The 24,687-nt window shown below is 73.1% G+C and carries 22 protein-coding genes and 2 tRNA genes; 14 read left to right on the forward strand and 10 right to left on the reverse strand.

Annotated elements, in window-relative coordinates:
• Positions 1-321: 321 nt before the first annotated feature.
• Complete coding sequence (gltB, locus tag I4I81_RS15500) at positions 322-4,884, forward strand: glutamate synthase large subunit (RefSeq protein ID WP_225924600.1); 4,563 nt, start codon at positions 322-324, stop codon at positions 4,882-4,884.
• Entirely contained in the window at positions 4,877-6,328 is a 1,452-nt protein-coding gene (locus tag I4I81_RS15505; RefSeq protein ID WP_218604355.1) for a glutamate synthase subunit beta, read from the forward strand. Before gltB ends, I4I81_RS15505 begins: the two co-directional genes overlap by 8 nt.
• Before the next feature lie 97 nt (positions 6,329-6,425).
• On the opposite strand, the gene I4I81_RS15510 is transcribed toward I4I81_RS15505, so the two are convergent.
• From I4I81_RS15510 to I4I81_RS15520, 3 genes are all read right to left on the reverse strand, one after another.
• The gene (locus tag I4I81_RS15510; protein ID WP_218616130.1) at positions 6,426-7,298 is read right to left on the reverse strand and encodes a DUF559 domain-containing protein; all 873 of its coding nucleotides are present in this window, start codon (positions 7,296-7,298) and stop codon (positions 6,426-6,428) included.
• 423 nt (positions 7,299-7,721) lie between these two features.
• Positions 7,722-8,720, reverse strand: a complete 999-nt coding sequence (locus I4I81_RS15515; protein WP_218605599.1) for a cation diffusion facilitator family transporter — start codon at positions 8,718-8,720, stop codon at positions 7,722-7,724.
• 121 nt (positions 8,721-8,841) lie between these two features.
• The gene (locus tag I4I81_RS15520) at positions 8,842-9,099 is read right to left on the reverse strand and encodes a hypothetical protein (RefSeq protein WP_218605598.1); all 258 of its coding nucleotides are present in this window, start codon (positions 9,097-9,099) and stop codon (positions 8,842-8,844) included.
• A gap of 147 nt (positions 9,100-9,246) precedes the next feature.
• Here I4I81_RS15520 and I4I81_RS15525 point away from each other — a divergent pair, with 147 nt between their 5' ends.
• The 4 genes from I4I81_RS15525 to I4I81_RS15540 all read left to right on the forward strand — a co-directional run bounded on the left by I4I81_RS15525 (position 9,247) and on the right by I4I81_RS15540 (position 14,213).
• On the forward strand, positions 9,247-9,984 hold the full coding sequence (locus tag I4I81_RS15525; protein WP_218605597.1) for a 3-hydroxybutyrate dehydrogenase: 738 nt from the start codon (positions 9,247-9,249) through the stop codon (positions 9,982-9,984).
• Between the two features lie 17 nt (positions 9,985-10,001).
• The gene (locus I4I81_RS15530; RefSeq protein WP_218605596.1) at positions 10,002-11,339 is read left to right on the forward strand and encodes an MFS transporter; all 1,338 of its coding nucleotides are present in this window, start codon (positions 10,002-10,004) and stop codon (positions 11,337-11,339) included.
• Positions 11,340-11,348: 9 nt separating this feature from the next.
• Positions 11,349-13,112, forward strand: coding sequence for a helix-turn-helix domain-containing protein (locus I4I81_RS15535; protein WP_218616131.1), 1,764 nt, complete (start codon positions 11,349-11,351; stop codon positions 13,110-13,112).
• A 93-nt stretch (positions 13,113-13,205) separates the two neighbouring features.
• Positions 13,206-14,213: an alpha/beta fold hydrolase gene (locus I4I81_RS15540; protein WP_218616132.1), complete on the forward strand. Its 1,008-nt coding sequence runs from the start codon at positions 13,206-13,208 to the stop codon at positions 14,211-14,213.
• Here the strand turns inward: I4I81_RS15540 and I4I81_RS15545 are convergent.
• Positions 14,198-15,019, reverse strand: coding sequence for a DedA family protein (locus tag I4I81_RS15545; protein WP_218605288.1), 822 nt, complete (start codon positions 15,017-15,019; stop codon positions 14,198-14,200). The two genes, I4I81_RS15540 and I4I81_RS15545, sit on opposite strands and share 16 nt — an antisense overlap.
• A gap of 133 nt (positions 15,020-15,152) precedes the next feature.
• Between I4I81_RS15545 and I4I81_RS15550 the strand changes: the two genes are divergently transcribed.
• From I4I81_RS15550 to I4I81_RS15560, 3 genes are all read left to right on the forward strand, one after another.
• On the forward strand, positions 15,153-15,500 hold the full coding sequence (locus I4I81_RS15550) for an anti-sigma factor antagonist (RefSeq protein WP_226363389.1): 348 nt from the start codon (positions 15,153-15,155) through the stop codon (positions 15,498-15,500).
• A gap of 46 nt (positions 15,501-15,546) precedes the next feature.
• Positions 15,547-16,023, forward strand: coding sequence for an ATP-binding protein (locus I4I81_RS15555; RefSeq protein WP_218605287.1), 477 nt, complete (start codon positions 15,547-15,549; stop codon positions 16,021-16,023).
• 220 nt (positions 16,024-16,243) lie between these two features.
• A complete protein-coding gene (locus tag I4I81_RS15560) occupies positions 16,244-16,738 on the forward strand; it encodes a hypothetical protein (RefSeq protein ID WP_218605286.1) in 495 nt (164 codons plus the stop codon).
• Between the two features lie 15 nt (positions 16,739-16,753).
• Here the strand turns inward: I4I81_RS15560 and I4I81_RS15565 are convergent, their stop codons facing one another.
• Positions 16,754-16,963, reverse strand: a complete 210-nt coding sequence (locus tag I4I81_RS15565; protein WP_218605285.1) for a dodecin — start codon at positions 16,961-16,963, stop codon at positions 16,754-16,756.
• A gap of 36 nt (positions 16,964-16,999) precedes the next feature.
• Positions 17,000-18,244, reverse strand: coding sequence for an alpha-amylase family protein (locus I4I81_RS15570; protein ID WP_218605284.1), 1,245 nt, complete (start codon positions 18,242-18,244; stop codon positions 17,000-17,002).
• Between the two features lie 79 nt (positions 18,245-18,323).
• On the opposite strand from I4I81_RS15570, the gene I4I81_RS15575 reads away from it, so the two are divergent.
• Positions 18,324-19,025 (forward strand): IclR family transcriptional regulator, encoded by a 702-nt coding sequence (locus I4I81_RS15575; protein ID WP_225925636.1) that lies wholly within the window; start codon positions 18,324-18,326, stop codon positions 19,023-19,025.
• 3 nt (positions 19,026-19,028) lie between these two features.
• Here I4I81_RS15575 and I4I81_RS15580 read toward each other — a convergent pair whose 3' ends face one another.
• Positions 19,029-20,294 carry an MFS transporter gene (locus I4I81_RS15580; RefSeq protein WP_225924601.1) on the reverse strand — a complete coding sequence of 422 codons (1,266 nt, stop codon included), beginning with the start codon at positions 20,292-20,294 and terminating at the stop codon, positions 19,029-19,031.
• Positions 20,295-20,560: 266 nt separating this feature from the next.
• Here I4I81_RS15580 and I4I81_RS31190 point away from each other — a divergent pair, with 266 nt between their 5' ends.
• From I4I81_RS31190 to I4I81_RS15590, 3 genes are all read left to right on the forward strand, one after another.
• Positions 20,561-20,692 (forward strand): hypothetical protein, encoded by a 132-nt coding sequence (locus I4I81_RS31190; protein WP_267461525.1) that lies wholly within the window; start codon positions 20,561-20,563, stop codon positions 20,690-20,692.
• A 269-nt stretch (positions 20,693-20,961) separates the two neighbouring features.
• Positions 20,962-21,714 (forward strand): helix-turn-helix domain-containing protein, encoded by a 753-nt coding sequence (locus I4I81_RS15585; protein ID WP_226378287.1) that lies wholly within the window; start codon positions 20,962-20,964, stop codon positions 21,712-21,714.
• 165 nt (positions 21,715-21,879) lie between these two features.
• Positions 21,880-22,161, forward strand: a complete 282-nt coding sequence (locus tag I4I81_RS15590; protein ID WP_218606278.1) for a hypothetical protein — start codon at positions 21,880-21,882, stop codon at positions 22,159-22,161.
• A gap of 816 nt (positions 22,162-22,977) precedes the next feature.
• Here I4I81_RS15590 and I4I81_RS15595 read toward each other — a convergent pair.
• From I4I81_RS15595 to I4I81_RS15605, 3 genes are all read right to left on the reverse strand, one after another.
• Positions 22,978-23,051 (reverse strand) — tRNA-Gly (locus I4I81_RS15595).
• Between the two features lie 74 nt (positions 23,052-23,125).
• Complete coding sequence (locus I4I81_RS15600) at positions 23,126-23,743, reverse strand: class F sortase (protein WP_226363391.1); 618 nt, start codon at positions 23,741-23,743, stop codon at positions 23,126-23,128.
• Positions 23,730-24,428: a CHRD domain-containing protein gene (locus tag I4I81_RS15605; RefSeq protein WP_218602312.1), complete on the reverse strand. Its 699-nt coding sequence runs from the start codon at positions 24,426-24,428 to the stop codon at positions 23,730-23,732. Before I4I81_RS15605 ends, I4I81_RS15600 begins: the two co-directional genes overlap by 14 nt.
• Positions 24,429-24,554: 126 nt before the next feature.
• On the opposite strand from I4I81_RS15605, the gene I4I81_RS15610 reads away from it, so the two are divergent.
• Positions 24,555-24,631: transfer RNA gene (locus tag I4I81_RS15610), tRNA-Pro, on the forward strand.
• Positions 24,632-24,687 lie beyond the last annotated feature (56 nt).

The raw sequence follows: 24,687 nt of genomic DNA on the forward strand, positions 1-24,687 counted from the left end.
TGGTCACCGTGCTCACGTCCGCAGCACTGGCGAACTGTCGGCATGGCGTGCGACGCTGTTCGGCGCGCAAGCGCACCCATCGCCGCGTGCCTGCGCGCAACGAGACGTCCCGGCCGACTCCCCCACAGGTGTCCGGTCGTCGTGCCGGCACCGGGTACCACCACGACCCACTTTCGGCGCACCCAGAAACACCCGTTCGGACCAGAACCCGCGTCCCGACGGGGGTGTCGTTTATTCTCTAACCCCACCATCACGTCGTCCCGATCGCCCACAGATCCTGGGTGTCAGTGTCGGGGTGCACCGAGACGACAGGAGGCACTGTTGGCTGCCATCACGAAGCGAACCGGCACAGCGGTTACCTCGGAGGGGCTCTACGCCCCGGACTTCGAGCACGACGCCTGCGGTGTCGCCATGGTCGCCGACCTGGCCGGCCGCCGCGACCACTCCATCGTCCGCAAGGCCCTCACGGCCCTGCTGCGCCTGGAGCACCGGGGCGCGCGCGGCGCCGAGGCCAACACCGGTGACGGTGCGGGCATCCTGATCCAGCTGCCGGACGCCTTCTTCCGCGACGTCGTCGACTTCGCGCTCCCAGCCGAGGGCGCCTACGCCGTCGGCACCGCGTTCCTGCCCGCCGACGCGGCGGAGGCCGACGCAGCCGTCGCGGAGATCGACCGCCTCACCACCGAGGAGGGCCTCACCGTCCTCGGCTGGCGAGAGCTCCCCGTCGACCCGGACGGCGCCGACATCGGTCCCACCGCGCGTGCCGCGATGCCGAGCTTCCGCCAGCTGTTCGTGGCCGGTGCGCACGACGAGTCCGGCATCGAGCTGGAGCGCCTCACGTTCTGCCTGCGCAAGCGCGCCGAGCACGGCACCGGCACCTACTTCCCGTCGCTGTCGCCGCGCACCATCGTCTACAAGGGGATGCTGGCCGAGCCGCAGGTCGAGGCGTTCTACCCCGACCTGTCCGACGAGCGCGTCACGAGCGCGCTGGCCGTGGTGCACTCCCGCTTCTCGACGAACACGTTCCCGGCCTGGCCGCTCGCGCACCCCTACCGCTACGTCGCGCACAACGGGGAGATCAACACCCTGCGCGGCAACCGCAACTGGATGGCCTCGCGCGAGGCGCTGCTGAAGTCGGACCTGATCCCGGGCGACCTCGCGCGCCTGTCCCCCGTCGTCACCCCGGACGCGAGCGACTCCGCCACGTTCGACGAGGTGCTCGAGCTCCTGCACCTGGGCGGGCGCAGCCTGCCGCACGCGGTGCTGATGATGATCCCGGAGGCGTGGGAGAACCACGACGAGATGGACCCGGCCCGCCGGGCCTTCTACGAGTTCCACTCCACGCTGATGGAGCCGTGGGACGGTCCCGCGCTCGTCGCGTTCACCGACGGCACGCTGATCGGCGCGGTCCTCGACCGCAACGGCCTGCGCCCCGCGCGCTACTGGGTCACCGACGACGGCACCGTCGTGCTGGCGTCGGAGGTGGGCGTGCTCGACGTCGCCCCCGCCAACGTCGTGCGCAAGGGCCGCCTCGAGCCGGGCCGGATGTTCCTCGTCGACACCGCGGCCGGGAAGCTCGTCGACGACGCCGAGATCAAGGGCGCACTGTCCGCCGAGCACCCCTACGCCGACTGGCTGCACGCCGGCCTGATCCACCTGGGCGACCTGCCCGCCCGCGACCGCGAGGTCCCGAGCCACGCGGCGCTCACCCACCGCCAGCAGTCCTTCGGCTACACCGAGGAGGAGCTCAACCTCCTGCTCAAGCCGATGGCATCGGTCGGCGCGGAGCCGATCGGCTCGATGGGCAACGACGCGCCGATCGCGGCGATGTCGGAGCGCCCGCGGCTGCTGTTCGACTACTTCATCCAGCTGTTCGCGCAGGTCACCAACCCGCCGCTGGACGCGATCCGCGAGGAGCTCGTCACCTCGCTGCAGAGCCAGCTCGGGCCGGAGCAGAACCTGCTCGACGCCACCCCGGCCAACTGCCGCACGATCGTGCTGCCGTTCCCGGTGCTCGGCAACGACGACCTCGCGAAGATCGTCCACATCAACGACGACGGTGAGCTGCCCGGTTTCGCGTGCGTCACCGCCAAGGGTGTGTTCAAGGCCGCCGAGGGCGGCGAGGGGCTGCGCAGGCGGCTCAACGAGATCTGCCGCGAGGTGTCCGAGGCCATCGAGGACGGCGCACGGCTGATCGTGCTGTCCAACCGCGGCGTCGACGCCAAGCACGCGCCCATCCCGTCGCTGCTGCTCACCGGCGCGGTGCACCACCACCTGGTGCGCGAGAAGTCCCGCAGCCGGGTCGGGCTCGTCGTCGAGTCCGGCGACGCCCGCGAGGTGCACCACATCGCGCTGCTCATCGGCTACGGGGCGGCCGCGGTCAACCCGTACCTGGCGATGGCCACCGTCGAGGACCTCGCCGAGCGCGGTGACATCCCCGGCATCGACCCGGCCACGGCCGCGAAGAATCTCGTCAAGGCGCTCGGCAAGGGCGTCCGCAAGACGATGTCGAAGATCGGTGTCTCCACCGTGGCGTCCTACACCGGCGCGCAGATCTTCGAGGCGATCGGGCTGGGCAAGGAGGTCGTCGACGAGTGCTTCTGCGGCACCACGTCCCGTCTGGGCGGCGTCGGCTACGACGTGCTCGCCGAGGAGGTGCTGCGCCACCACCGGCACGCCTTCCCCTCCGACGAGGTGCGCGCGTCGCACCGCGCGCTGGAGGTCGGCGGCGAGTACCAGTGGCGCCGCGAGGGCGAGCTGCACCTGTTCAACCCGCAGACCGTCTTCAAGCTGCAGCACTCCACGCGGGCCGGGAAGTACGAGGTCTTCAAGGACTACACCCGCGCCGTCGACGAGCAGGCCGGCCGGCTCAACACCCTGCGCGGGCTGTTCGCGTTCCGGGAGGGCGTCGAGAACGGTGGCCGTCCGCCCGTGCCGATCGACGAGGTCGAGTCCGTCGAGTCCATCGTGACGCGCTTCGCCACCGGCGCCATCTCCTACGGCTCGATCAGCCAGGAGATGCACGAGACGCTCGCCATCGCGATGAACCGCCTCGGCGGCAAGTCCAACACCGGTGAGGGCGGCGAGGACGCCGACCGCTGGACGCCCGACGCCAACGGCGACTCGCGGCGCTCGGCGATCAAGCAGGTCGCGTCCGGGCGCTTCGGGGTCACCAGCGAGTACCTGGTCAACTCCGACGACATCCAGATCAAGATCGCGCAGGGCGCGAAGCCCGGCGAGGGCGGTCAGCTGCCCGGCGGCAAGGTCTACCCCTGGATCGCGAAGACCCGGTACTCCACGCCGGGCGTCGGGCTGATCTCGCCGCCGCCGCACCACGACATCTACTCCATCGAGGACATCAAGCAGCTCATCCACGACCTGAAGAACGCCAACCCGAGGGCCCGCATCCACGTGAAGCTGGTCAGCCAGGTCGGCGTCGGCACGGTCGCGGCGGGCGTGGCGAAGGCCTACTCCGACGTCGTGCTCATCTCGGGCCACGACGGCGGCACGGGAGCGTCACCGCTGAGCTCGATCAAGCACGCGGGCGGCCCGTGGGAGCTCGGCCTGGCCGAGACCCAGCAGACGCTGCTGCGCAACAACCTGCGCGACCGCATCGTCGTGCAGGCCGACGGGCAGCTCAAGACCGGTCGCGACGTCATGATCGCGGCTCTGCTGGGGGCGGAGGAGTTCGGTTTCGCCACCGCCCCGCTCGTCGTCAGCGGCTGCATCATGATGCGCGTCTGCCACCTCGACACCTGCCCGGTCGGCGTCGCCACCCAGAACCCCGTGCTGCGCAAGCGCTTCGACGGGCGACCGGAGTACGTCGTCAACTTCATGCGGTTCGTCGCGCAGGAGGTGCGCGAGTACCTCGCGGCGCTGGGCTTCCGCACACTGCAGGAGGCCGTGGGCCACGCGGAGCTGCTCGACACCGACGACGCGGTGCGGCACTGGAAGACCGAGGGCATCGACCTGACCCCGATCTTCACCGTGCCGGAGCTGCCCGCGGGCGCACCGCGGCACAACACGACCACGCAGGACCACGGCCTGGACAAGGCGCTCGACAACACCCTGATCCAGCTGTGCGAGGGCGCGCTGCGCTCCGGCGACAAGGTCCGTCTCGACCTGCCGGTGCGCAACGTCAACCGCACCGTCGGCACCATGCTCGGCCACCACCTCACGACGCAGTGGGGCGGCGAGGGCCTGCCCGACGACACGATCGACGTCACGCTCACCGGCTCGGCGGGCCAGAGCTTCGGCGCGTTCGTGCCCAAGGGCATCACGCTGCGGCTGGTCGGCGACACCAACGACTTCTTCGGCAAGGGCCTGTCCGGCGGTCGCCTGACGCTGCGCCCCGACCCGACGGCGCCGTTCGTCGCCGAGGACAACATCATCGCCGGCAACGTGATCCTCTACGGGGCCACGTCGGGCGAGATCTTCGTCCGCGGCATCGTCGGCGAGCGGTTCTGCGTCCGGAACTCCGGTGCGCTGGCCGTCGTCGAGGGCGTGGGCGACCACGCCTGCGAGTACATGACCGGCGGGCGCGTGGTCGTGCTCGGGCGGATCGGGCGCAACTTCGCCGCGGGCATGTCCGGCGGGGTCGCCTACGTGCTCGACCTGCCGACCCACCGCGTCAACCCCGAGATGGTCGACATCGACCCCCTCGACGACGAGGATCGCGCGTTCCTGCGCGAGACCGTGGAGCGGCACTACGCCGAGACCGACTCCGCGGTGGCGAAGAACCTGCTCACCGACTGGGACGAGAGCGTGGCCCGCTTCGGCAAGGTCATGCCGCGCGACTTCAAGCGCGTGCTGCAGGCCCGCGAGGCCGCCGAGCGCGACGGCCGCAACGTCGACGAAGCGATCATGGAGGCCGCACATGGGTGACCCGAAGGGATTCCTCACCACCAAGCGGGAGGGGCCCACGCGCCGCCCGGTCGACCTGCGCCTGAGCGACTGGCGCGAGGTCTACGAGGACTTCGAGCGCGGCACGCTGGAGAAGCAGGCCGGGCGCTGCATGAACTGCGGCATCCCGTTCTGCCACCAGGGCTGCCCGCTGGGCAACCTCATCCCGGAGTGGAACGACCTCGTCTACCGCAAGGACTGGCGCGAGGCCACCGAGCGGCTGCACGCCACGAACAACTTCCCGGAGTTCACCGGCACGCTCTGCCCCGCCCCGTGCGAGGCGGCCTGCGTGCTGGCGATCAACGACGACGCGGTCACGATCAAGCAGGTCGAGATCGAGATCGTCGACCGGGCGTGGGACGAGGGCTGGGTACCGCCGCAGCCGGCGCAGACGAAGACGGGCAAGAAGGTCGCCGTCGTCGGGTCCGGGCCGGCCGGGCTGGCCGCCGCACAGCAGCTCACCCGCGTCGGTCACGACGTCGTGGTGTTCGAGCGGTCCGACCGCATCGGCGGGCTGCTGCGCTACGGCATCCCCGAGTTCAAGATGGAGAAGTCCCGGCTCGACCGGCGCCTGGAGCAGATGAAGGCCGAGGGCACGCTGTTCCGCGCCTCGGTCGACGTGGGCGTCGACGTCACGGTGGAGCAGCTGCGCGCGGACTTCGACGCGGTCGTGCTCGCCGGCGGGGCCACCGCGTGGCGCGACCTGCCCGCCAAGGGCCGCGAGGTCGAGGGCGTCTACCAGGCGATGGAGTTCCTGCCGTGGGCCAACCACGTGCAGCAGGGCGACATCGACGCGCCGGAGATCACCGCCGAGGGCAAGCACGTCGTGATCATCGGCGGCGGTGACACCGGGGCCGACTGCCTCGGCACCAGCCACCGCCAGGGCGCGCTGTCGGTCACCCAGCTGGAGATCATGCCGACGCCGCCGGAGAAGCGCGACGAGGGCATGCCCTGGCCGACCTACCCGATGGTCTACCGGGTCACCTCGGCGCACGAGGAGGGCGGCGACCGCCTGTTCTCGGTCAACACCACCGAGTTCGTCGGCGACGCGGACGGCAAGCTCCAGGCCATCCGCATCGTCGAGGTGCGGCGCGGCGAGAAGGGCTTCGACGAGGTGCCCGGCACCGAGCGGGAGCTCCCGGCCCAGCTGGTGCTGCTCGCGATGGGCTTCGTCGGCCCGGAGAAGGGCAAGCTGCTCTCCGAGCTGGGCGTGGAGCTCGACGAGCGCGGCAACGTCGCGCGCGACCGCAGCTTCATGACCAGCGTCGACGGCGTGTTCTCGGCCGGCGACATGGGCCGCGGCCAGTCGCTGATCGTGTGGGCCATCGCGGAGGGTCGTTCCGCGGCCGCCGGGGTGGACGCCTACCTCACCGGGCGCGACGTCCTGCCCCGCCCGATCGACCCCACCGACCGCCCGCTGGTCTGAGTCACCGGCCGCACTTCCCCGGGGGGGTGCGGCTGGTGATCGGTTCCGGCCGCACCCCGGCGCCCTCGTCGGGGCGCTGCCGTGCGGGCCGCAGCGATCACCGGGGCATCGCGGTGCGGGCGGCGGCGGTCACACCGCGGGCGGCCAGGGCCCGCCGCACCGCGGCGGCCACCGTCCGCGGCCGGTGGAGCACGTCGGCGGCTCCGAAGCGGAGCACCGTCCAGCCGGCCGACGACAGGTACGCCTGGCGGGCGAGGTCCCGTCGCGCGCGCTCGGGCGTGCGGTGCTCCCGTCCGTCGTACTCCACCGCGAGCAGCACGTCGGGGTAGGCCATGTCGAGGTCGTAGGCGCCCACGGGGTGTTGCAGGACCGGCGGCGGAAGCCCGTCGAACGCGATGGCCAGCCGGATCCGCGTCTCCATCGGGGACTCCGCGAGCGGGTGGGCGAGCCGGGCGACGTCGGGGAGCCGCGCGCTCCCGGGCGCGCCGAGGTGGCGGTAGCCGAAGCGGACCACGTCCCACGGGTCCAGCGAGAACCGGTGCGCCAGCGCGTCGACCGCCACCACCGCCTCGACGAGCGGGAGCCGGCAGGCCAGGCGGAAGGCGGTGTGCAGCGGCGACGTCACCCGCACCTCCCCCACCCGCCACCGCTCGCCGGGCGGGACCGCCTCCTCCCGCACCAGCAGGCCGGGCCGCGACCGCATCCGCGTCGGGCTGACGACCTCGGCGGGGGCGTCCTCAGGTCCGCAGGAGGCACCCAGCAGCTCGGCCGCGGAGTACCCGCCGAGCACCCCGGTGCCCTCGACGAGCAGGTACGCGGCCTCCGAGCGCAGCGCGAGATCGACCTCGACGTCGGCGCAGACGTAGACGTCGCGGAACAGGCGACGCAAGCGCGGGCCGCGCAGCATCTTCGGGGTGAGGATCCCGGAGGCGACGGCCCGGGTTCCGCGGAACGGTCGGCACAGGTTCACGGCGGGTTGGACGGAACGAGACCGCCCGCGGTTCCCTCCCGCCCACGATCCTTTCCTCCCGCACACAGTGGGCCCGCGGGACGCACGGTGCGGTGGGCGACGATCACCGCCGAACCGGCCACATGACCGGCTCCACCCGCACCGGCGCACCCTTCCCGGACCGTCCCCGTGCGGCGCACCGGTCGCCGGCGGGCGGCCCACCCGATGATCGGTGCCGGCCGTACCGCAGCGCCCTCCCGAGGGCCGCTCCGTGCGGCGCGCGCCGATCACCGGCCGCCGGACCCGCGGCCGGGCACCGTCCGCCCCGACCCCTTCCGCCCGTGCCGCCGAGCAACACCCCGACCAGAGCGCGATCGTCGCCGCCCGCACCCCAGCGCCCGCCCGAGGGCCATCGTGCGGTGGGCGGCGACCAGCTGACCGGAGTCAGGTCGGTGGGGGTGTGATGCCCGCGCCGTAGCGGTCCAGGACCCTCGCCCGCAACCGCTCGTCGGTGCGGGGCACCGGTTCGAGGAAGATCTCGTCGAGCTGCGGGAACCGCTCGCGCAGGGAGTCGTCGATCTCCACGCACGCGCGCTCGAGGTCGGCCGCGCCCAGCGCGTCGTCGAAGTCGACGCGGGCGCAGACCAGCACGCGGTCGGTGCCGAGCGTCATCGTGAGCAGGTCGACGACCTTCTCGACCTCCGGGCGGGCCGCGAGGTGGTCGCGCACCGCGTACACGAGCCGCGGGTCGGCCTGCCGGCCGATCAGCAGGCCCTTGTTCGTGGCCCCCAGGACGTACGCGACGCCGGAGAGCAGCACCCCGATCAGCAGCGACGCGAGCCCGTCCCAGAAGCTCGACCCGGTGATCTGGTGCAACCCGATCCCGCCCAGGGCCAGCAGCAGGCCGATCAGGGCGGCGCTGTCCTCGAAGAACACCGACTTGACGGTGGGGTCGTCGGTCTCGCGCAGGAACTGCACGAAGCCCTGGTCGTGGGCGCGCGACCCGTTCCGCACCTGCCTCACCGCCTGCAGCCACGAGACGCCCTCCAGCAGGAAGGACCCGCCGAGGACGGCGTAGGCGACCCAGATGAGGGTCTGCTCCTCGCCCTCGCCGAGCATCGTCGAGAGGCCCTCGTAGATCGCGAACACCGCGCCGGAGACGAAGATGCCGACGGCGGCGATGAGCGCCCAGAAGAATCGCTCCTTGCCGTAGCCGAAGGGATGACGGCGGTCGGCGGGCTTCTCCGAGCGGCGCAGCGCGGTGAGCAGCAGCCCCTCGGTCGCGGTGTCGGCGACGGAGTGCGCCGCCTCGGCGAGCATCGCCGCCGACCCGGTGAGCACGCCGGCCACCAGCTTGAGCACGCCGATCAGCGCGTTGGCCCCCAGCGCGACGAGCACCGTGAGCGTGCTCTCCCCACCCCCGGTCGTCTCCTGCTCCGGCACGGCGGCAACGCTACGCCCCCGCCCGGGACGGGGTGGGGGTCATCGTGCGCCTTCCGTGAGCCATCGATTGATTCGATGCCTCACGTATCACGCGCACGACGACCACCCGGGCCGCGAAGCGTCAGTCCTCCGTGAGCTCCAGCTCGAACGCGTCGTCCCCGATCCAGACGCGCAGACCCTCGGCGTCGTCGGTGAGGTAGCCGTCCTCCTCCTCGCCCAGCTCACGGGCGGCCCCGAGCGCGAGGTAGTTGTAGCGGATCCGCCCCTCCCCGATGTCGATCGGCCGGTACTCCCGGGCCAGACCCGCGGTGCGGCTCTCCGTGGCGAGCCACGCGGCGTGGTCCGTCCCGACCTCGGCCTCCCACACATCGCTCTTCATGGGCGGAAGTATCACGGGCCGTGATCACCGGCACGTTCTCATCCTGAGACGGTGCCCGCCGGTGGCGTCACCGCACACGCGAGAGCACACGGATGTAGGTCGAGGCCCCACGGCGATGCGCCTCACACTCCCCTAACGTCTCGGCCCATGACGATTCTGGCGGGTCGGACGGCGTTGGTCACGGGTGCGGCGTCCGGGATCGGGGCGGCCATCACGCGCCGCCTGGTCGACGACGGGGCGCACGTGATCGCCGTCGACCGCGACGAGGCGGGCCTCAAGGAGCTGGACGGGGTCGAGCAGATCGTGTGCGACCTGTCCGACCTCGACGCCGTCGACGCCCTGCCCTCGGCGGTCGACGTGCTCGTCAACAACGCCGGCATCCAGCACGTGGCGCCGGTGCACGAGTTCGATCCCGAGCGGTTCGGGTTCATCCTGCGCGTGATGCTGGAGGCGCCGTTCCGGCTCTCCCGGCTGGTGCTTCCGCACATGTACGAGCGCGGCTGGGGCCGGATCGTCAACGTCTCCAGCGTGCACGGGGTGCGCGCGAGCCCGTTCAAGTCCGCCTACGTCAGCGCCAAGCACGGGCTGGAGGGCCTGTCGAAGGTGATCGCGCTGGAGGGCGCCGCGCGCGGCGTCACCAGCAACTGCCTCAACCCCGCCTACGTGCGCACACCGCTGGTCGAGAAGCAGATCGCGGACCAGGCGCGCACGCACGGCATCGACGAGTCCGAGGTCCTGGAACGGATCATGCTCACCCCCGTCGCGGTGAAGCGGCTCGTCGAACCCGCGGAGGTCGCCGAGCTCGCCGCCCTGCTCTACGGCCCGGCGTCCGGCTCGATCTCCGGTACCTCCCTGCTCATGGACGGCGGCTGGACCGCCCACTAGTCAGAAAGGGTTGCCCCATGGCTGAGACCCAGCCACGCAGCTCCATCGTCAAGGTCGTCGGCGCTTCCATGGCCGGCACCACGGTCGAGTGGTACGACTTCTTCCTCTACGGCGTCGCCGCGGCGCTCGTGTTCCCCCAGGTCTTCTTCCCCGGCAACGACCCGGCGACGGGCGTGCTGCTCTCGCTCGGCACGTTCGCCGTCGGCTTCATCGCCCGCCCGGTCGGCGGGCTGGTGTTCGGTCACTACGGCGACAAGATCGGCCGCAAGACGCTGCTGGTCGTCAGCCTGCTGATGATGGGCGTCGCGACGTTCCTCATCGGACTGCTGCCGGGATACGCGACCATCGGGATCGCCGCGCCGGTCATCCTGGTGCTGCTGCGGCTCGTGCAGGGCTTCGCACTCGGCGGCGAGTGGGGTGGGGCGGTGCTGATCGTCTCCGAGCACGGCGACCCGGAGCGCCGCGGCTACTGGGCGAGCTGGCCGCAGGCCGGTGCGCCGGGCGGCCAGCTGCTCGCCAACGGCATCCTGGCGCTCCTCGCGGCGTTCCAGACCGAGGCCGACTTCCTGGCCTGGGGCTGGCGCATCCCGTTCCTGCTCTCCGCCGTACTGGTGCTGATCGGGCTCTACATCCGCCTGTCCGTCGAGGAGTCCCCGGTGTTCCGCGAGGCGCAGGCCCTGGCGAAACAGCGGGCCGACGAGGGCGCGGCCGACGCCATGCCGATCCTGGAGGTCCTGCGCAGCTACCCGCGCGAGGTGCTGACGGCGATGGGCGCGCGGTTCGCCGAGAACGTCTCGTACTACATCTTCACGATCGTCGTCACGACGTACGCGACGACGCAGCTGGACCTGTCGAGCTCGTTCGTGCTCGGCGCGGTACTGATCGGTGCGGCGGTGCACTTCGTGACGATCCCGATCTGGGGCGCGCTGAGCGACCGGTTCGGGCGCAAGCCGATCTACCTGCTCGGGGCCGTCGGGGTCGGGGTGTGGGCGTTCGCCTTCATCGCGCTGCTCGACACCCGCAGCTTCGGCGCGGCCGTGCTCGCCGTCGTCGGCGGGCTGATCTTCCACGGCGCCATGTACGGGCCGCAGGCGGCGTTCCTGTCCGAGCTGTTCGGCACGAAGGTGCGCTACTCGGGCGTCTCGATCGGCTACCAGCTCGCGTCGATCCTCGCCGGTGGGCTCGCCCCGCTGATCGCGGTCGCGCTGATCACGGCGTACGGCAGCGGCTACCCGGTCGCGGTGTACGTGGCGGCGTCCGCGGTGCTGACGATCATCGCGGTGGCCAGCTACTCCGAGACCCGCCACCGCGACCTGGCCGAGGACCCGGCGCTGCCGAAGGCCGTGTCCCGCTAGGTTCTCCCCGTGCCGCAGACCGCGCTCGACCTGCTGCGCCTGCTCGCCGAGGATGCGTCCGCCGACCGCATCGCCGAGCAGGCGCAGCAGCATCCCGAGGCCCGCGGTCTCGCCCTGCGGATCCGGGCCGGGATCGACGAGCACCGCCGCCGGGAGGCGGAGCTGTCCGCGCTCGTCGAGACGGCCAGGGACCTCGCGTCGGTCGCCGACCCGCGCGGGGTCCTCGACGCGATCGTGCGCCGGGCGCGGAGCCTGCTCGGCACCGACGTCGCCTACCTGACGCTGTTCGACCCCGACCTCGGCGACACGTTCATGCGGGCCACCGCGGGATCGGTGTCGGCGCGGTTCCAGGCGCTGCGGCTCCCGCTCGGGGCCGGGCTCGGCGGGCTCGTCGCGCAGACCCGCCGCCCCTACTGGACGCCCGACTACCCCGCCGACGAGCGCTACGACCACACCGACGAGATCGACGGGGCGGTCGGCGAGGAGGGGCTCGTCGCGATCTGCGGCACGCCGCTGCTGGTCGACGGGGACTTCGTCGGGGTGCTGTTCGCCTCGCACCGCACCCGGCGCGAGTTCCGGCGCGACGAGGTGGCGCTGCTGGGTTCGCTCGCGGCGCTGGCCGCGGTGTCGCTCGTGCAGGCGCGTCGCGTCACCGAGACCGCCGACGCGCTCGCCGCGCTCTCCGCCGCCCACGCCGGGATCGAGCAGGCGGCCACCGCACACGACCGGTTCTCGCAGGTGGTGCTGTCCGGCGGCGGGGTCGACGACATCGCGGCGACCCTCGGCGAGCTGCTGGGCTGCTGGGTCGGCGTGTTCGACGTCGACGACCACTGCCTCGCCACCTACGGCGAGGTCCCCGTCCCGCGGTCCGTCGCGGCCGAGGGGTCGGGGCGCCTGACGCGCGCCGGCGACGGGTGGGCGGTGGCCGTCAGCGCGGCGGGGCAGCGGCTGGGCACGCTCGTGCTGGGCGGGGTCGACGAACTCGACCGCGGGCAGGGCCGGACCGTGGAGCGCGCCGCGATGGTCACCGCGCTGGTGCTGCTGTTCCGGCTGCGCGCGGCCGAGGCCGACCAGCGGGTGCGCACGGACCTGCTCACCGAACTGCTGGCCCGCGACGGCGGCGAGCCCGACCCCGCGCTGATCGAGCGCGGCCGGTTGCTGGGGCTGCGACTGGGCGTCCCGCACGTGGTGGCGGTGTGCCGCGGGCCGGTGCGCGGTCTCGCGGTGGCCGCGGGCGACGGCGGCGGGCTGGCCGGGCCGCACGGCGACGACCTCGTCGCGGTCGTGCCGGGCACCGACCCGTCGGCCGTCGCCGCGGCCCTCGCGCGGCGCCTCGGCGACGGCCCGACGATCGGCACGGCGGGGCCGGTGGTGCCCGGTGGGGGGCTGCGCGAGGTGCACGACCGGGCCCAGCGCACCGCGGGTGCGCTCGTCGCGCTCGGGCGGCGGGCGGGGTCGGCCCGCGAGATCGGGTTCGCCGGGCTCGTCGGGGGGCCGGGGGACGTCGGGACGTACCTGCACGACGTGCTCGGACCCGTCCTCGACTACGACGCGCGGCGCGGCAGCGACCTGCTCGGCACGCTGGAGGCGTACTTCGCCGCGGGGGCCAGCCCGAGCCGCGCGGCGGGTGAGCTCCACGTGCACGTCAACACCGTCACCCAGCGGCTCGACCGTGTCGCCACCCTGCTCGGCGAGGACTGGTCGACCCCCACCCGCGCCCTGGAACTCCAGCTGGCCCTGCACCTGCGCCGCCTGCGGCGGCCCACCCCCTGACCCGCGGGCCCCGTTCCCCACCCGCGAGTCGCTGAATCCCCGCCCCCGAGTCGCTGAATCCCCGCCCCCGAGTCGCGGGGGTAGCGTGCCGCCGTGAACACCCCCGGCGCCGACTCCTCGAGCACGGTTCCCCCGAGCACCGTCACCCACCGCACCGTGGACGTCAACGGGATCGAACTGCACCTCGCCGAGTCCGGCCCCGCCGACGGGCCGGTCGTGCTGCTGCTGCACGGGTTCCCGGAGTGCTGGTACTCCTGGCGCCACCAGCTCGACGCGCTGGGCGCGGCCGGGTTCCACGTCGTGGCGCCGGACCAGCGCGGCTACGGACGCAGCGACGCCCCGGCCGCCGTCGAGGACTACTCGGTCCTGCACCTCGTCGGCGACGCCGTGGGCGTCCTGGACGCCGTCGGGGCGCAGCGGGCGGTGGTCGTCGGGCACGACTGGGGCGCGCCCGTCGCCTGGCACACCGCACTGCTGCGACCGGACCGCGTCCGCGGGGTCGCCGCCCTGTCGGTGCCCCACCTCCCCCGCACCGCCGGGCCGCCGACGCCGCTGATGGCCCGCCGCTTCGGCGAGCGGTTCTACCAGTTGTGGTTCCAGGAGCCGGGCCCGGCCGACGCCGAGTTGGCCGCCGACCCGCGCCGCTCGTTCCGGCGGATCCTCACCGGCATCGGCGGGGCGGGCCCGCTCGTCGTGCCGCCCGACGGCGGGTTCCTCGACTCCCTCGGGGACCGCCCGGACCTGCCCGGCTGGCTCACCGAGGACGACCTCGACGTCTACGTCGCCGAGTTCGCGCGCAACGGCTTCACCGGCGGGCTGAACTGGTACCGCAACCTCGACCGCAACCACGCGCTGACGGCCGCCTGGCACGGCGCGCCGATCACCCCGCCCGCGCTGTACCTCGCGGGCGACCGCGACACCGTCATCGCCGGGATCGGCGCCGACCCGCTCGCCGCAACCCTGCGGCGCACCTGCACCGACCTGCGCGAGGCCCGGCTGCTGCCCGGCTGCGGGCACTGGACCCAGCAGGAACGGGCCGCGGAGGTGAACTCCGCACTCGCGGCCTTCGCCACGGATCCGGACGGCTATTCCCCCACGTGAGGGAGCGGCGCGCGGGCCGCGCGCCCGTCGGCAGCCGCCCGGCGCTCGACGGAGACCGTTGACCGGACAACTGCCGCTCGACCGGTCACCGATCGTGATGCCCCGCTCGACGGAGAGCGAGAAAGGGCCGAATCCCCACGCTCCGGGAGCCGTTGAGCGTCATGACCGGTGTCGGCGGAACGGGGAGCCTCTGCCGACACCGGTCGATCCACGTCAGCAGGCAGCACCCGCCCGCGGGTGACCCGCCGCGCCAGTGCGAACACCCCGGCGGTCAGCACCGCGAGCACGCCGGCACCGAGGACGCAGAGCAGCGGGTTGCCACCGGTGAGCGGGTCGAGCACCCGCCCGACGACCAGCATGTAGGCGGCCCACGCCGCGGAGCTGGCCAGCGACCACGGCACGAACCGGCGCAGCGGCAGCCCGAACCGGCCCGCCGCGGCGGTGCTCACGAGCCGCCCGCCGGGCACGAACCGGGCGCCGACGAGCACCACCCCCGGCCGTTTGAGCAGGTGCCGCCGCACCCAGGCCGAGCAACTGCCCTCCGACGAGCCGGCGATCAGCTTGTTCGATGTGCGACCCAGCCCGTAGACGAGCAGGTCGCCCATCGCCGACCCGAGCACCGCGGCGACGAACAACCCGACCAGCAGCGCCGCGTCGCCCTCGCGGAAGGCGACGGCCGCGGCCGTCATCAGCAGGGTCTCGCTCGGCAGCATCGGCAGGGGGCCGTCGACGCCGATCGTCAGGACGAGCACGGGCAGCAGCCACGCGCTGTGCACGATGGAGTGCAGGACAGCCACGACGTCCACTCCGGCCGTCCTTCCGGTTCGAGCACCCGCACCCGTTCGGGTCCCAGCCTGACAGACGTCGGCGACGCCCCACCACTGGCGTCACCGGCCGCCTCCCCCGGGTCAGCCCTCCGGGGGAGGTAGCGTCGGCTGCGTGGAGGAGCTGATGACGATCGACCGGGCGGAGGTCCGGGGGTTCGTCGTGGTGCACGTCCGCGGCGAGGTCGACGCGCTGACCGTCGACCGGCTCGGCGACGCCGTCACCACGGCTCTGGGCGGCGGACGCCCGGTCGTCATCGACCTCACCGACGTCCGGTTCCTCGACTCGGCGGGGCTCGCGACGCTGGTCCGCGTCACGCAGGAGAGCGAGGACCGCGGCGAACCACTGCGCATCGCGGTCGACGAGAACCGCCCGGTCGTCCGGCCGATCGAGATCACGGGGCTGGAGGGCGTGCTCGCCCTGTACGACTCGGTCGACGATGCCACCGCGGCACCGGCCTGATCGCCCATCCGGCGCAGTCCGGCGATCCTTGGCACACTCCGCGTCGATGGGATCCGGAGACCTCGACACGACTGCCCTGCAGGTTCGCCTGCTCGGGGTACCAGCCGCGGCCTCGATCGTGCGCGAACGGATCCGGGCCTGGCTCGACGGGTTCGGCTGGCCCGAGGACGAGGCCGACGACGTGGTGCTCGCGGTGCACGAGGCCGTCTGCAACTCGATCGAGCACGGCTACGACGGGCACCCGGCCGGGGACGTCGAGGTCGTCGGCGAACGCAGCGTCGACGGTGACCGGCAGCGCGTCCGGATCGTCGTCCGCGACGAGGGCCGGTGGCGCCGGCCCCGCTCCCCGGGCTACCGCGGCCGCGGGATCGTCGTGATGCGCGGGTGCATGGCCGGGGTGGACGTGCGACCCGGCGACACGGGCACCGAGGTCGTCCTGGTCAGCAGGCCGGTGCCGACGGTCCGGGCCCGGACGCTCCCGCCGGCCGTCACGACGACCGAGGTGCGCACCCGGCTCACCTGAGCCGGATCCGGGACAGCAGCACCGCGAACGCCGGCTCCTCGTCCGGGGTGAACAGGGCGGGCACGGGGGGTGCCACGCGGGATCCCCGGGTCGGTGGCCCCAGCGGCGACGCGACCGAGGTCTGTCCCCCGCCACGGACGCGACCGCACGACGTGTCGACCAGCCCGGGGTCCGGGTTATCCGGTCGTCGGCGCACGCCCGCGAACCTATCCTCGGGGGCATGAAGGTCACCTTCACGCGCACCGGTGAGCGCGGCTACGCGGTCACCGCGGTCCGGCCGGTCGGCGACCGCGTCCGCATGGACCCCGCCCCGGGCTTCCACACCCACGTCCCGCACGACCTGGTGCACTTCGTCGTCGAGCGGCACTTCGGGCTGCGCGACGGGATCTTCGGCTCGCTCGTCGCGGGCGGTGACGCGGGCACGTTCCGGCCCGTCGACGAGCCGTACACGAAGAAGTGGGGACGCCGGAACGCCCGGCGCACAGACGGTGTCGACATGCAGCGGTCGGAGAAGCTGGCCAGGGTGGCGCAGGCGGCGTGGGAGATCCGGCACGCCGCCGGGCCCGTCCCGCCCGGCGTCCGGGCGTGGACGGACCAGGCCGGTGCCGACGTCGACCCGGCGGCGCTGGCCGCCGTCGTCGATCTGCTCGACGAGGTGGCCGTCGACTGGCACGCACTGCCCGTCGGCGGGTCGCTCGTCCTCGAATGGCCCTGACCGGTCGTCGAGGGATCAGTCCTCGAGCTTGAAACCGACCTTCAGGCCGACCTGGAAGTACTCCACCTCACCGTCGACGATGTGGCCCCGCACCTCGGTCACCTCGAACCAGTCCAGACCGCGCAGGGTCGTGGCTGCTCGCTTGACGCCGTTGCGGATCGCGGTGTCGACGCCCTCGGGGGACGTTCCGACGATCTCGGTCACTCGGTACACGTGATCAGACATGACATCGCGTTCCCGGACGGACGCATCCGCCAAACCTCAGGATCCGACCACGCGCCACGAGTGCGGAGGGAGCTCGTCGTCCACGCCGGGGAACCGCTGCGCCGCGTCGTCGACGGACAGCAGAGTCAGCAGCTCCTCCCCCGGCCCGCCGGAGGACCGGAACGCGATCGTGGTGTTCGTCAGGTGCTCGACGGTGGTGCGCGCCCGCACCAGCCAGGGGTGGCGGCGGCGCAGCCCGATCAGGCGCTGGTGCAGCTCCTGGATCGGGGCGCCGAACGGCGCGAGGTCGGCGGGGCCGTCCGGGAACGGCGGACGTACCGCGTCGTCGCCGAACTCCCGGTCCTCCTTGACGCCGGTGAACCCCTGTTCGTCGCCCGCGTAGATGCTCGGCACGCCCCCGACGGTCATCAGCACGGCGACCGCGAGCCCGATGTGCTCCGGCGTGTCGAGGCGGCTGGCCAGGCGGGTGACGTCGTGGTTGCCCAGGAACGTCAGCGGCGCGAACGACTCCACCGCCGTCGAGTGCCGCTCGAGCGCGTGGGCGAGCTCGAAGAGGTTGCGGTCGTTCAGGGCACTCCAGGTCGCCTTCCACAGCTCGTACTGCGTGACGGAGTCGAGCCCCGACTCCGCGACGATCGCCGGGTAGTCGCCGTGGATCACCTCGCCGACGAACCACGCCTCGGGGAACCGCTCGCGCACCCCGGGCAGCACCGCCCGCCAGAACGACGGCGGCACGCGGTAGGCCGCGTCGAGCCGCCAGCCGTCGGCGCCGCGGCCGAGCCAGTGCTCCATCACTGCGGCGACGTGCTGCTGCACCGCGGGCTCGTCGTGGTTCAGCTCGACGAGCCGGCTGTGGCCCTCGAAGTCGGCCGGCCGGTCGCCGTCCCAACGGAACCAGCGCCGGGCGTCCGCGTCGCCGTCCTGCGCCGCACGGAACCGCTCGAACCCGCGACCGACATGGTTGAACACGCCGTCGAGCAGGATCCGGATCCCCCGCTCCCGCGCGGCGGCGACGAGCACGTCGAAGTCGCCGTCGTCGCCGAGGCGGGGGTCGATGCGGAAGAAGTCGACGGTGTCGTAGCCGTGGGTCTCCGAGGCGAACACCGGACCCAGTGCCAGCCCGGAGCAGCCCAGCCCGACGAGGTGGTCCAGCCACGGCTCGAAACGGCCGAGCCGGTGCACGGGCGCGGTGCCGTCGGGCAGCGCGTCGCGCTCGGCGCCGACGAAGCCGAGCGGGTAGGCGTGCCACCAGATCGCGTGGTCGATCCATCTGTCGTGCATGTCGCGAGCCTGCCACCGGTCCGGATGCGACACTCGGGCCGTGCCCCCCGGCGAGCCGAACTCCGTCATCGGCCGAGCGATGACGCTGCTCGCCGCGTTCGGCGCGGGCGACACCGAGCTGACACTCGCCGAGCTCACCCGGCGCACCGGGATCCCCAAGCCCACCGCGCACCGGCTGATCGCCGAGCTGGCCGACTGGGACGTCGTCGAGCGGACGGGCACGGGCATCCGGCTCGGCATGCGCCTGTTCGAGCTCGGCGCGCTCGCCCCGCGCCAGCGTGGGCTGCGCGAGACCGCCGCCCCGTTCCTCGCCGACCTGTTCGAGGCCACGCACGAGACCATCCACCTCGCCGTCCCCGACGGCGTCGAGGTCGTCTACGTCCAGAAGATCGACAGCCGGCAGGGCCCGGTCGTGCCGTCGCGGGTGGGCGGTCGGATGCCGGCCTACTGCACGGGCGTCGGGAAGGCGCTGCTGGCGTTCGCCCCGCCGGGGCGGCTCGCCGACGTCGTCGACGCCGGGCTGGTGCGGCGCACCCCGCGCACCGTCGTCGCGCCCGGGCACCTCGCCCGCGACCTCGCGCGCATCGTCGAGCGGGGCATCGCCGAGGAGCACGAGGAGTCGGCGGTGGGGATCGCGTGCGTCGCCGCCCCCGTCCTCGACGCCGACGGGATCGCCGTCGCCGCGGTGTCGATCACCGGCTGGGCCCACCGTCTCGACACCACACGCCTGGCCCCGGCCGTCCGCACCGCCGCGCTGGGCATCACGCGCATGCTCCGCTGACCGTCACGGCAGGTCCCCCGTGGTCACCAGGTGCTGCCCGGGTTCGGTCGCGTCGAGCGACCGGAACGCCGGGGCGACGAGTGCCGCGATCGCCGTGGCCGCGGCGAGGACGGCGAGGACGACCCCCGCCGCGGGCAGCCCGGCGGTGGCGGCGACGGCCGCGAGCGGGGCGGCGGTGACCGCGGGTGCGGCGAGCATCAGCGTGTTCTGCGCGCCGAGCACGCGACCGCGCATCCCGTCCGGGGTGGCCTCCACGGTCAGGACGCCGAGCACCGCCGACGCCGGGGCGTTGGTGAGCCCGACCAGTCCGGCACCCCCGAGCACCACCCACGGCGACGCGAGGCTGCCGACGGCGGCGAACCCGCCCAGCGTGCCGATCATCCCGGTCACGAACCAGGTGCGGCGGCCGATCCGCCCGATGGTGGCGACGTAGAGCGCGGATCCGGCGATGCCGCCCGCGGCGAGCGCGCTGAGCGTGAGACCCGTGAGGGCCGGCAGGTCCTCGCCGAGGAAGTAGGCGGGCATGAGCGTGGTCTGCAACGAGCTCAGGACGGCGACGAGCACCGCGGAGACGAGGGTCGCGCCCAGGAGCAACGGGGTGCGGAACAGGAACCGCCACCCCACCGTCAGGTCCGCGACGGCCCGCCGCACCGCGCCACCGGCCGGGCCGGGCCTGCGTCGCGGGACGTGTCCGGCACGCGGGTCGAGCACGAGCGTGGTGCCCGCGGCGAGCAGGCTCGTCGTGACCGTCGCGAGCAGCAGGGCGGGCGAGAGCCCGAGCAGCCCGATGAGCAGCCCGCCCAGCCCTGGCCCGGCCAGCAGCAGCACGTTGCCGACCGTCTCCCGCAGCGAGATCAGCCGGTCCAGCCGGCCCGGGGTGCTGCGCCCGAGCCGGGCCAGCGCGGGCAGCAGCGTCTCCTGAGCGGTCATCCCCGGCACCCGGATCACCGCGCCGACGACGGCCAGAGCCAGGAACCAGGCCATGTCCAGGCCCCACAGGGCGTCGACGACGGGCAGGGCGGCCATCGACGCCGCCGCGAGCAGGTCGGAGACGACCGACACCGCCCGGCGGTCGATCCGGTCGACGAGCAGCCCCGACACGAGACCGGTCAGGGCGGATGCGGCCATCGACGCGGTCGCCAGCAGTCCGGCGGCGAGCACGTCCCCGGTGCGGTCGAGTACGAGCAGCGGCAGCACGACCGAGGCGATGCCCTTGCCGAGCAGCGACAGCCCGTACGAGGTGAAGTAGACCCCGGCGCTGCGTCGCATGTCGCTCCTCAGGCCGGGGTGACGCGCCGCGCGGTGCTCGGCGCCGGGGCGGTCACGGTCATGAGGTCCTCCTGGTTCGTGGTTCGTCCTGTTCGGGCCCCAGGCAAGCGCGTGCCGCTGCGGCACACGCAAGCCGGTTGTGACACCGACCACTCATCCCGGCGGAACGGCGCGAGGCGGTGCGCGGGCGGCTCGGTGCCCTGCCGGTGGCGCACGACGTGGTCCCGGGTCCGGCGGGTGACGTGGTGCGTGCGCAGGATCGGCGCGTGCTCACCACCGGGGACGATCAGCACGTCGACGTCGGCGTCCTCGCTGATCAGGGCATCGACCAGGCGCAGGGTGTGCGACCGCAGGTCCGCGGCCTCGACCGCGCGCCCGCGAGCCGGTCGTGGTCCTGATCGACGGGTCGAACGCGTCGGCGCGGGTGCCCCCGGGCAGCCACTCCGGAGCGACCCGGGCGGCGGGGAGCCGGCAGGCGCGGTGGGGGGCGGGCAGCTGCTCGGCGCGGGCGGGTCGGCGTGGCCGAGTCGGGTCATGACCGGAGGGGACGCCCGGCCGCCGCGGCACACTCGACCCCGGCACCGGGTGACCTGAGCCACTCCCGCCCCGACCCCCTTGACCGTGCCGCTGCGGCACACCGTTCACTGGGACCCGTCGAGACGAGGTGATGATCGTGTCCTGGAGCACCCGCGAGATCGCGGAGCTCGCCGGAACCAGCCTGCGCGCGGTCCGGCACTACCACGACGTCGGGCTGCTCGAGGAACCCGAGCGCCGGTCCAACGGCTACAAACAGTACGGGGTGGCCCACCTCGTCCGGGTGCTGCAGATCAAGCGCCTCACCGACCTCGGGTTCTCGCTGCCCCAGATCGCCGGCATGGGCGACGCCGCGGACCACCCCGCCGAGGCCCTGCGCACCCTCGACGCCGAGCTCTCCGCCACCATCGAGCGACTCCAGCGCGCCCGCGTCGAGCTCGGCCTCATCCTGCAGCGTTCCGTGCCGACCGACCTGCCTCCCGAGTTCGCCCCGGCCACCGGCGGGGGCGGGATGTCCGAGGCCGACCGCTCCTTCGTCATCGTCCTGAGCCGCGTCCTCGGGCCGGAGCGGCTGCAGGTGTGGGCCGACCTGCTGCAGAACCTCCCCGCCGATGCCGCGGCGGACGAGTTCGACGACCTGCCCGCCGACGCCGACGAGGAGACCCGCCAGGCCGTGGCCGGGCGCCTGGTCCCCTACATCCACGCGCTCTTCGCCGAGCACCCCGGCCTCGCCGCCCCGCACACCGACGCCCCGCGCGGCGCCCGCTTCGTCGCCGAGACGGCGGGCAAGGCCCTGCAGGACCTCTACAACCCCGCCCAGCTCGACGTCCTGCGCCGGACGAAGGGCCTGGTGGGCGATTCGCCGGGCGGCGGAGTGCAACCCTGACCCGGTTCAGGACCCTGATCGGGATGGGAGCGGGCGACGGGAATCGAACCCGCGTAGCCAGTCGGGAAGGTGTCCGATCGGCGCGCACCAGCGCCTCCACCTGCGACGACAGCCGCGCGCGACCCGCCTCCCCGGCTGCCGAGGTTTCGCACCACGTTCGATCCCATGACCATGACGCGCAGCCCCGACCACCACTACGATCAGACACGTGCTCGCGCCCCAGGAGCACGCACCCGCGACCGTCGGGAGACGCACACCGTGTCGACGACCGATCCTCACCCGCCGGCCGCCAGGCAACCGCTCGTCCCGTCCATCGAGGACATCGTCGGCGACTCCGCACCACTGCGATCGGCCGACGACCTCGCCCAAGCCGGCTTGGTCGACGACGGCGGGGCCGAGGAGTTCATCGCCGATCTCTACGCCATGCGCCGCTCGGACGTCGCCTGAGCACGCGGCGGGTCGTCCTCGACACCGACGCCGCGTCACTGATCATCAAGCAGCGCCTGCCCGGCGCGCTGCTGCGCGAGATCGTCGGCGCCCGGGCCGGCACCACCTTCGTGACTCTCGGAGAGCTGACCCGCTGGGCCACGCTGCGCCGGTGGGGCGGCCCGCGACGCGCCGAGCTCAGCACCTGGCTGGCAGCACGCCCCACGCTGCCCTACACCGACGACATCGCCCGCATCTGGGGCGAGATCTCCGCCCACGCGACCCGCCGCGGCCGCCCACGCCCCCAGAACGACACCTGCATCGCCGCCTGCTGCCTGGCCCACGACCTGCCCCCTTGTCGACGACCCTCGCCGCACTGAACGTCAAGGCCTTCCGGGACTTCGTCGAGCACGAAGGCCTGGTCCTGCTCGGCGCCTGAAGGTCAGGCCGCCCGATCAGGAGCACGCGTACAGGCGACGACCATCGTCGGACCGAGCTCGATCATCGCGACACCAGGACACCCGAGTCCGCAGGTGACCGTAGGAAGCAAGCGCGTACCTGTTCACCGCGTCGACACCGGCCAGTCCGCCGCTTCGGGTCTCCACCGGCAGTGGTAGCAGCCGTGCCCACACCGGCGATGCCTTCCGAGAGGCATCCACCGACCCGACACCGTGCCGACCTTCATCAGGCTCAACCGCCCGACAAGACTGCTGACGCGGGGTACAACGACCTCATGGGTCGACCCGAGTTCGCATCACCGGTTGACTCGAGCGACATCTCGCACCACGCCGGGTGGTTGATGATCCCAACTACACTGCAAAAACTGCTGGTCAGACGTGGAGCGGGCGACGGGAATCGAACCCGCGTAGCTAGTTTGGAAGACTAGGGCTCTACCATTGAGCTACGCCCGCGGCGCCCGGCGGGAGGGCCGAGCACGGTCCACTCTAGCGGACGCCCCCGATGCCCCGGAGCACGGCAGCACCCGTCAGATCCGGGTCGCGTGCACGACCAGGTTGTCGGTGTAGCTGCGCTCGCCGCGGTCGAAGTCACCGGCACAGGTGACGAGCCGCAGGACGTCGTCGGCGGTCGCACCGAACACGGCGAACGTCGGGAACGCGTCCTTGGGCACCTGCTCGGTACGGTCGACGGCGTAGCGGGCCACCGTGCCGTCACCGGTCGTGACCTCCACGACCTCGCCCGGGCCGAGGTCGCGCAGCCGGTAGAAGACTGCGGGGCCGTCGCGGGAGTCGACGTGGCCGAGCAGCACCGTCGGCCCACGCCCGCCCGGACGTCCCCCCTCCCGGAACCAACCGGCCAGCGCGTAGTCCTCCGGCACCTCGGCCGAGCCGTCGGCCGCGAGGCCGAGGTGCAGCAGGTCCGAGCCCACCCCGATCGACGGGATCGCGACGCTCGCCGGCTCGGCCGGGGCGACGGCGGACGGCGGGGCGACGGCGGACGGCGGGGCGACGGCGGACGGCGGGGCGACGGCGGACGGCGGCGACGTGTCGGCCGTGCCGGCAGGGGCCGCGACCGGCGCCGCCCCGCACCCCGTGACGAGCACGAGGGCGGCGGCGCCGCCGATCAGCAGGTCAGTCCTGCGCACGCCGCCGGGCCACGACGGTGCCCACTCCCGCGATGCCGACCAGTGCAGCGGCACCGAGCGCGACGGGCGCCCGGTTCTCGCCCGCCGTGCCACCGGCGCCGGTGGCGACGCCTCCCATCGGCACGCTGGTGAGCTGGCCGCGGACGGCCCCGGCGGTGAAGTTCGCGGTGTGGGTGTCGGTGAAGAACGCCGACGGGTCTGCCTCGATCTGGTCGAGGGTGAAGCCCTCACCGGTGTCGGTACCCTCGGGCGCGACACCGGTGGTGAACGGGCCCTGCAGGCAACCCTCGCTGCGCAGGGTGCCGCTGCCGTCGTCCTCGGGGTTCGGGAACGCGATCCGCGGCGGGCCTGCGGCACCGGCCTCGGCCTCGTGGATGTGCGTGGCGGTGCGCGCCGGGCTCATGTACGGCGGAGTCACCCCGTTGAGGGTGATGTCGTAGCAGATGATCTCGTCGTCACTGTTGATCCGGTAGTTGAAGGTGCCGGTGGCACCCTCCTCACCCGGGGTCGCGACGCCGTCGTTGTTGATGACCATGTCGGGCGTGGCCATCGCGGTGAACATGCTCGTGAAGGTGCTCGGCTCCGGCACCTCGGCGTCCTGGGCGGAGGCCACCCCAGCGGACAGGGCGACGGAGGCGGTGGTGATCGCGCTGAGGATCGCGATCCGGCGGACGGTGGGACGCATGGGTTCCTCCCGGAGACAGGCCCGGCGACTGTTTCGTACCGGTTCGTCCCTTGCTACGCAGCGGGGTCGGTGGGTGTTCAGGCCGGCGGAGAACTTCCTCGAAGCACGCGCCTACACTCGACCCGACGGGGTGTGGCGCAGCTTGGTAGCGCACTCGCTTTGGGAGCGAGGGGCCGTGGGTTCAAATCCCGCCACCCCGACCAGGTCAGAGGCATGATCGACGATCTTGCCGACCGGTCGACAGCGGTCGGTGACAGCA

This window comes from Pseudonocardia abyssalis (assembly GCF_019263705.2).
Taxonomy (GTDB): domain Bacteria; phylum Actinomycetota; class Actinomycetes; order Mycobacteriales; family Pseudonocardiaceae; genus Pseudonocardia; species Pseudonocardia abyssalis.

Excerpts from the sequence above, each read along its gene's own strand:
- I4I81_RS15580 (WP_225924601.1), bottom strand. The coding sequence starts at position 20,294 with ATGCGACGCAGCGCCGGGGTCTACTTCACCTCGTACGGGCTGTCGCTG.
- I4I81_RS15505 (WP_218604355.1), top strand. The coding sequence starts at position 4,877 with ATGGGTGACCCGAAGGGATTCCTCACCACCAAGCGGGAGGGGCCCACG.
- I4I81_RS15570 (WP_218605284.1), bottom strand. The coding sequence starts at position 18,244 with ATGCACGACAGATGGATCGACCACGCGATCTGGTGGCACGCCTACCCG.
- I4I81_RS15560 (WP_218605286.1), top strand. The coding sequence starts at position 16,244 with ATGAAGGTCACCTTCACGCGCACCGGTGAGCGCGGCTACGCGGTCACC.
- I4I81_RS15605 (WP_218602312.1), bottom strand. The coding sequence starts at position 24,428 with ATGCGTCCCACCGTCCGCCGGATCGCGATCCTCAGCGCGATCACCACC.
- I4I81_RS15565 (WP_218605285.1), bottom strand. The coding sequence starts at position 16,963 with ATGTCTGATCACGTGTACCGAGTGACCGAGATCGTCGGAACGTCCCCC.
- I4I81_RS15555 (WP_218605287.1), top strand. The coding sequence starts at position 15,547 with ATGGGATCCGGAGACCTCGACACGACTGCCCTGCAGGTTCGCCTGCTC.
- I4I81_RS15525 (WP_218605597.1), top strand. The coding sequence starts at position 9,247 with ATGACGATTCTGGCGGGTCGGACGGCGTTGGTCACGGGTGCGGCGTCC.
- I4I81_RS15520 (WP_218605598.1), bottom strand. The coding sequence starts at position 9,099 with ATGAAGAGCGATGTGTGGGAGGCCGAGGTCGGGACGGACCACGCCGCG.
- I4I81_RS15530 (WP_218605596.1), top strand. The coding sequence starts at position 10,002 with ATGGCTGAGACCCAGCCACGCAGCTCCATCGTCAAGGTCGTCGGCGCT.
- I4I81_RS15575 (WP_225925636.1), top strand. The coding sequence starts at position 18,324 with ATGACGCTGCTCGCCGCGTTCGGCGCGGGCGACACCGAGCTGACACTC.
- I4I81_RS15585 (WP_226378287.1), top strand. The coding sequence starts at position 20,962 with ATGATCGTGTCCTGGAGCACCCGCGAGATCGCGGAGCTCGCCGGAACC.
- I4I81_RS15590 (WP_218606278.1), top strand. The coding sequence starts at position 21,880 with ATGACCATGACGCGCAGCCCCGACCACCACTACGATCAGACACGTGCT.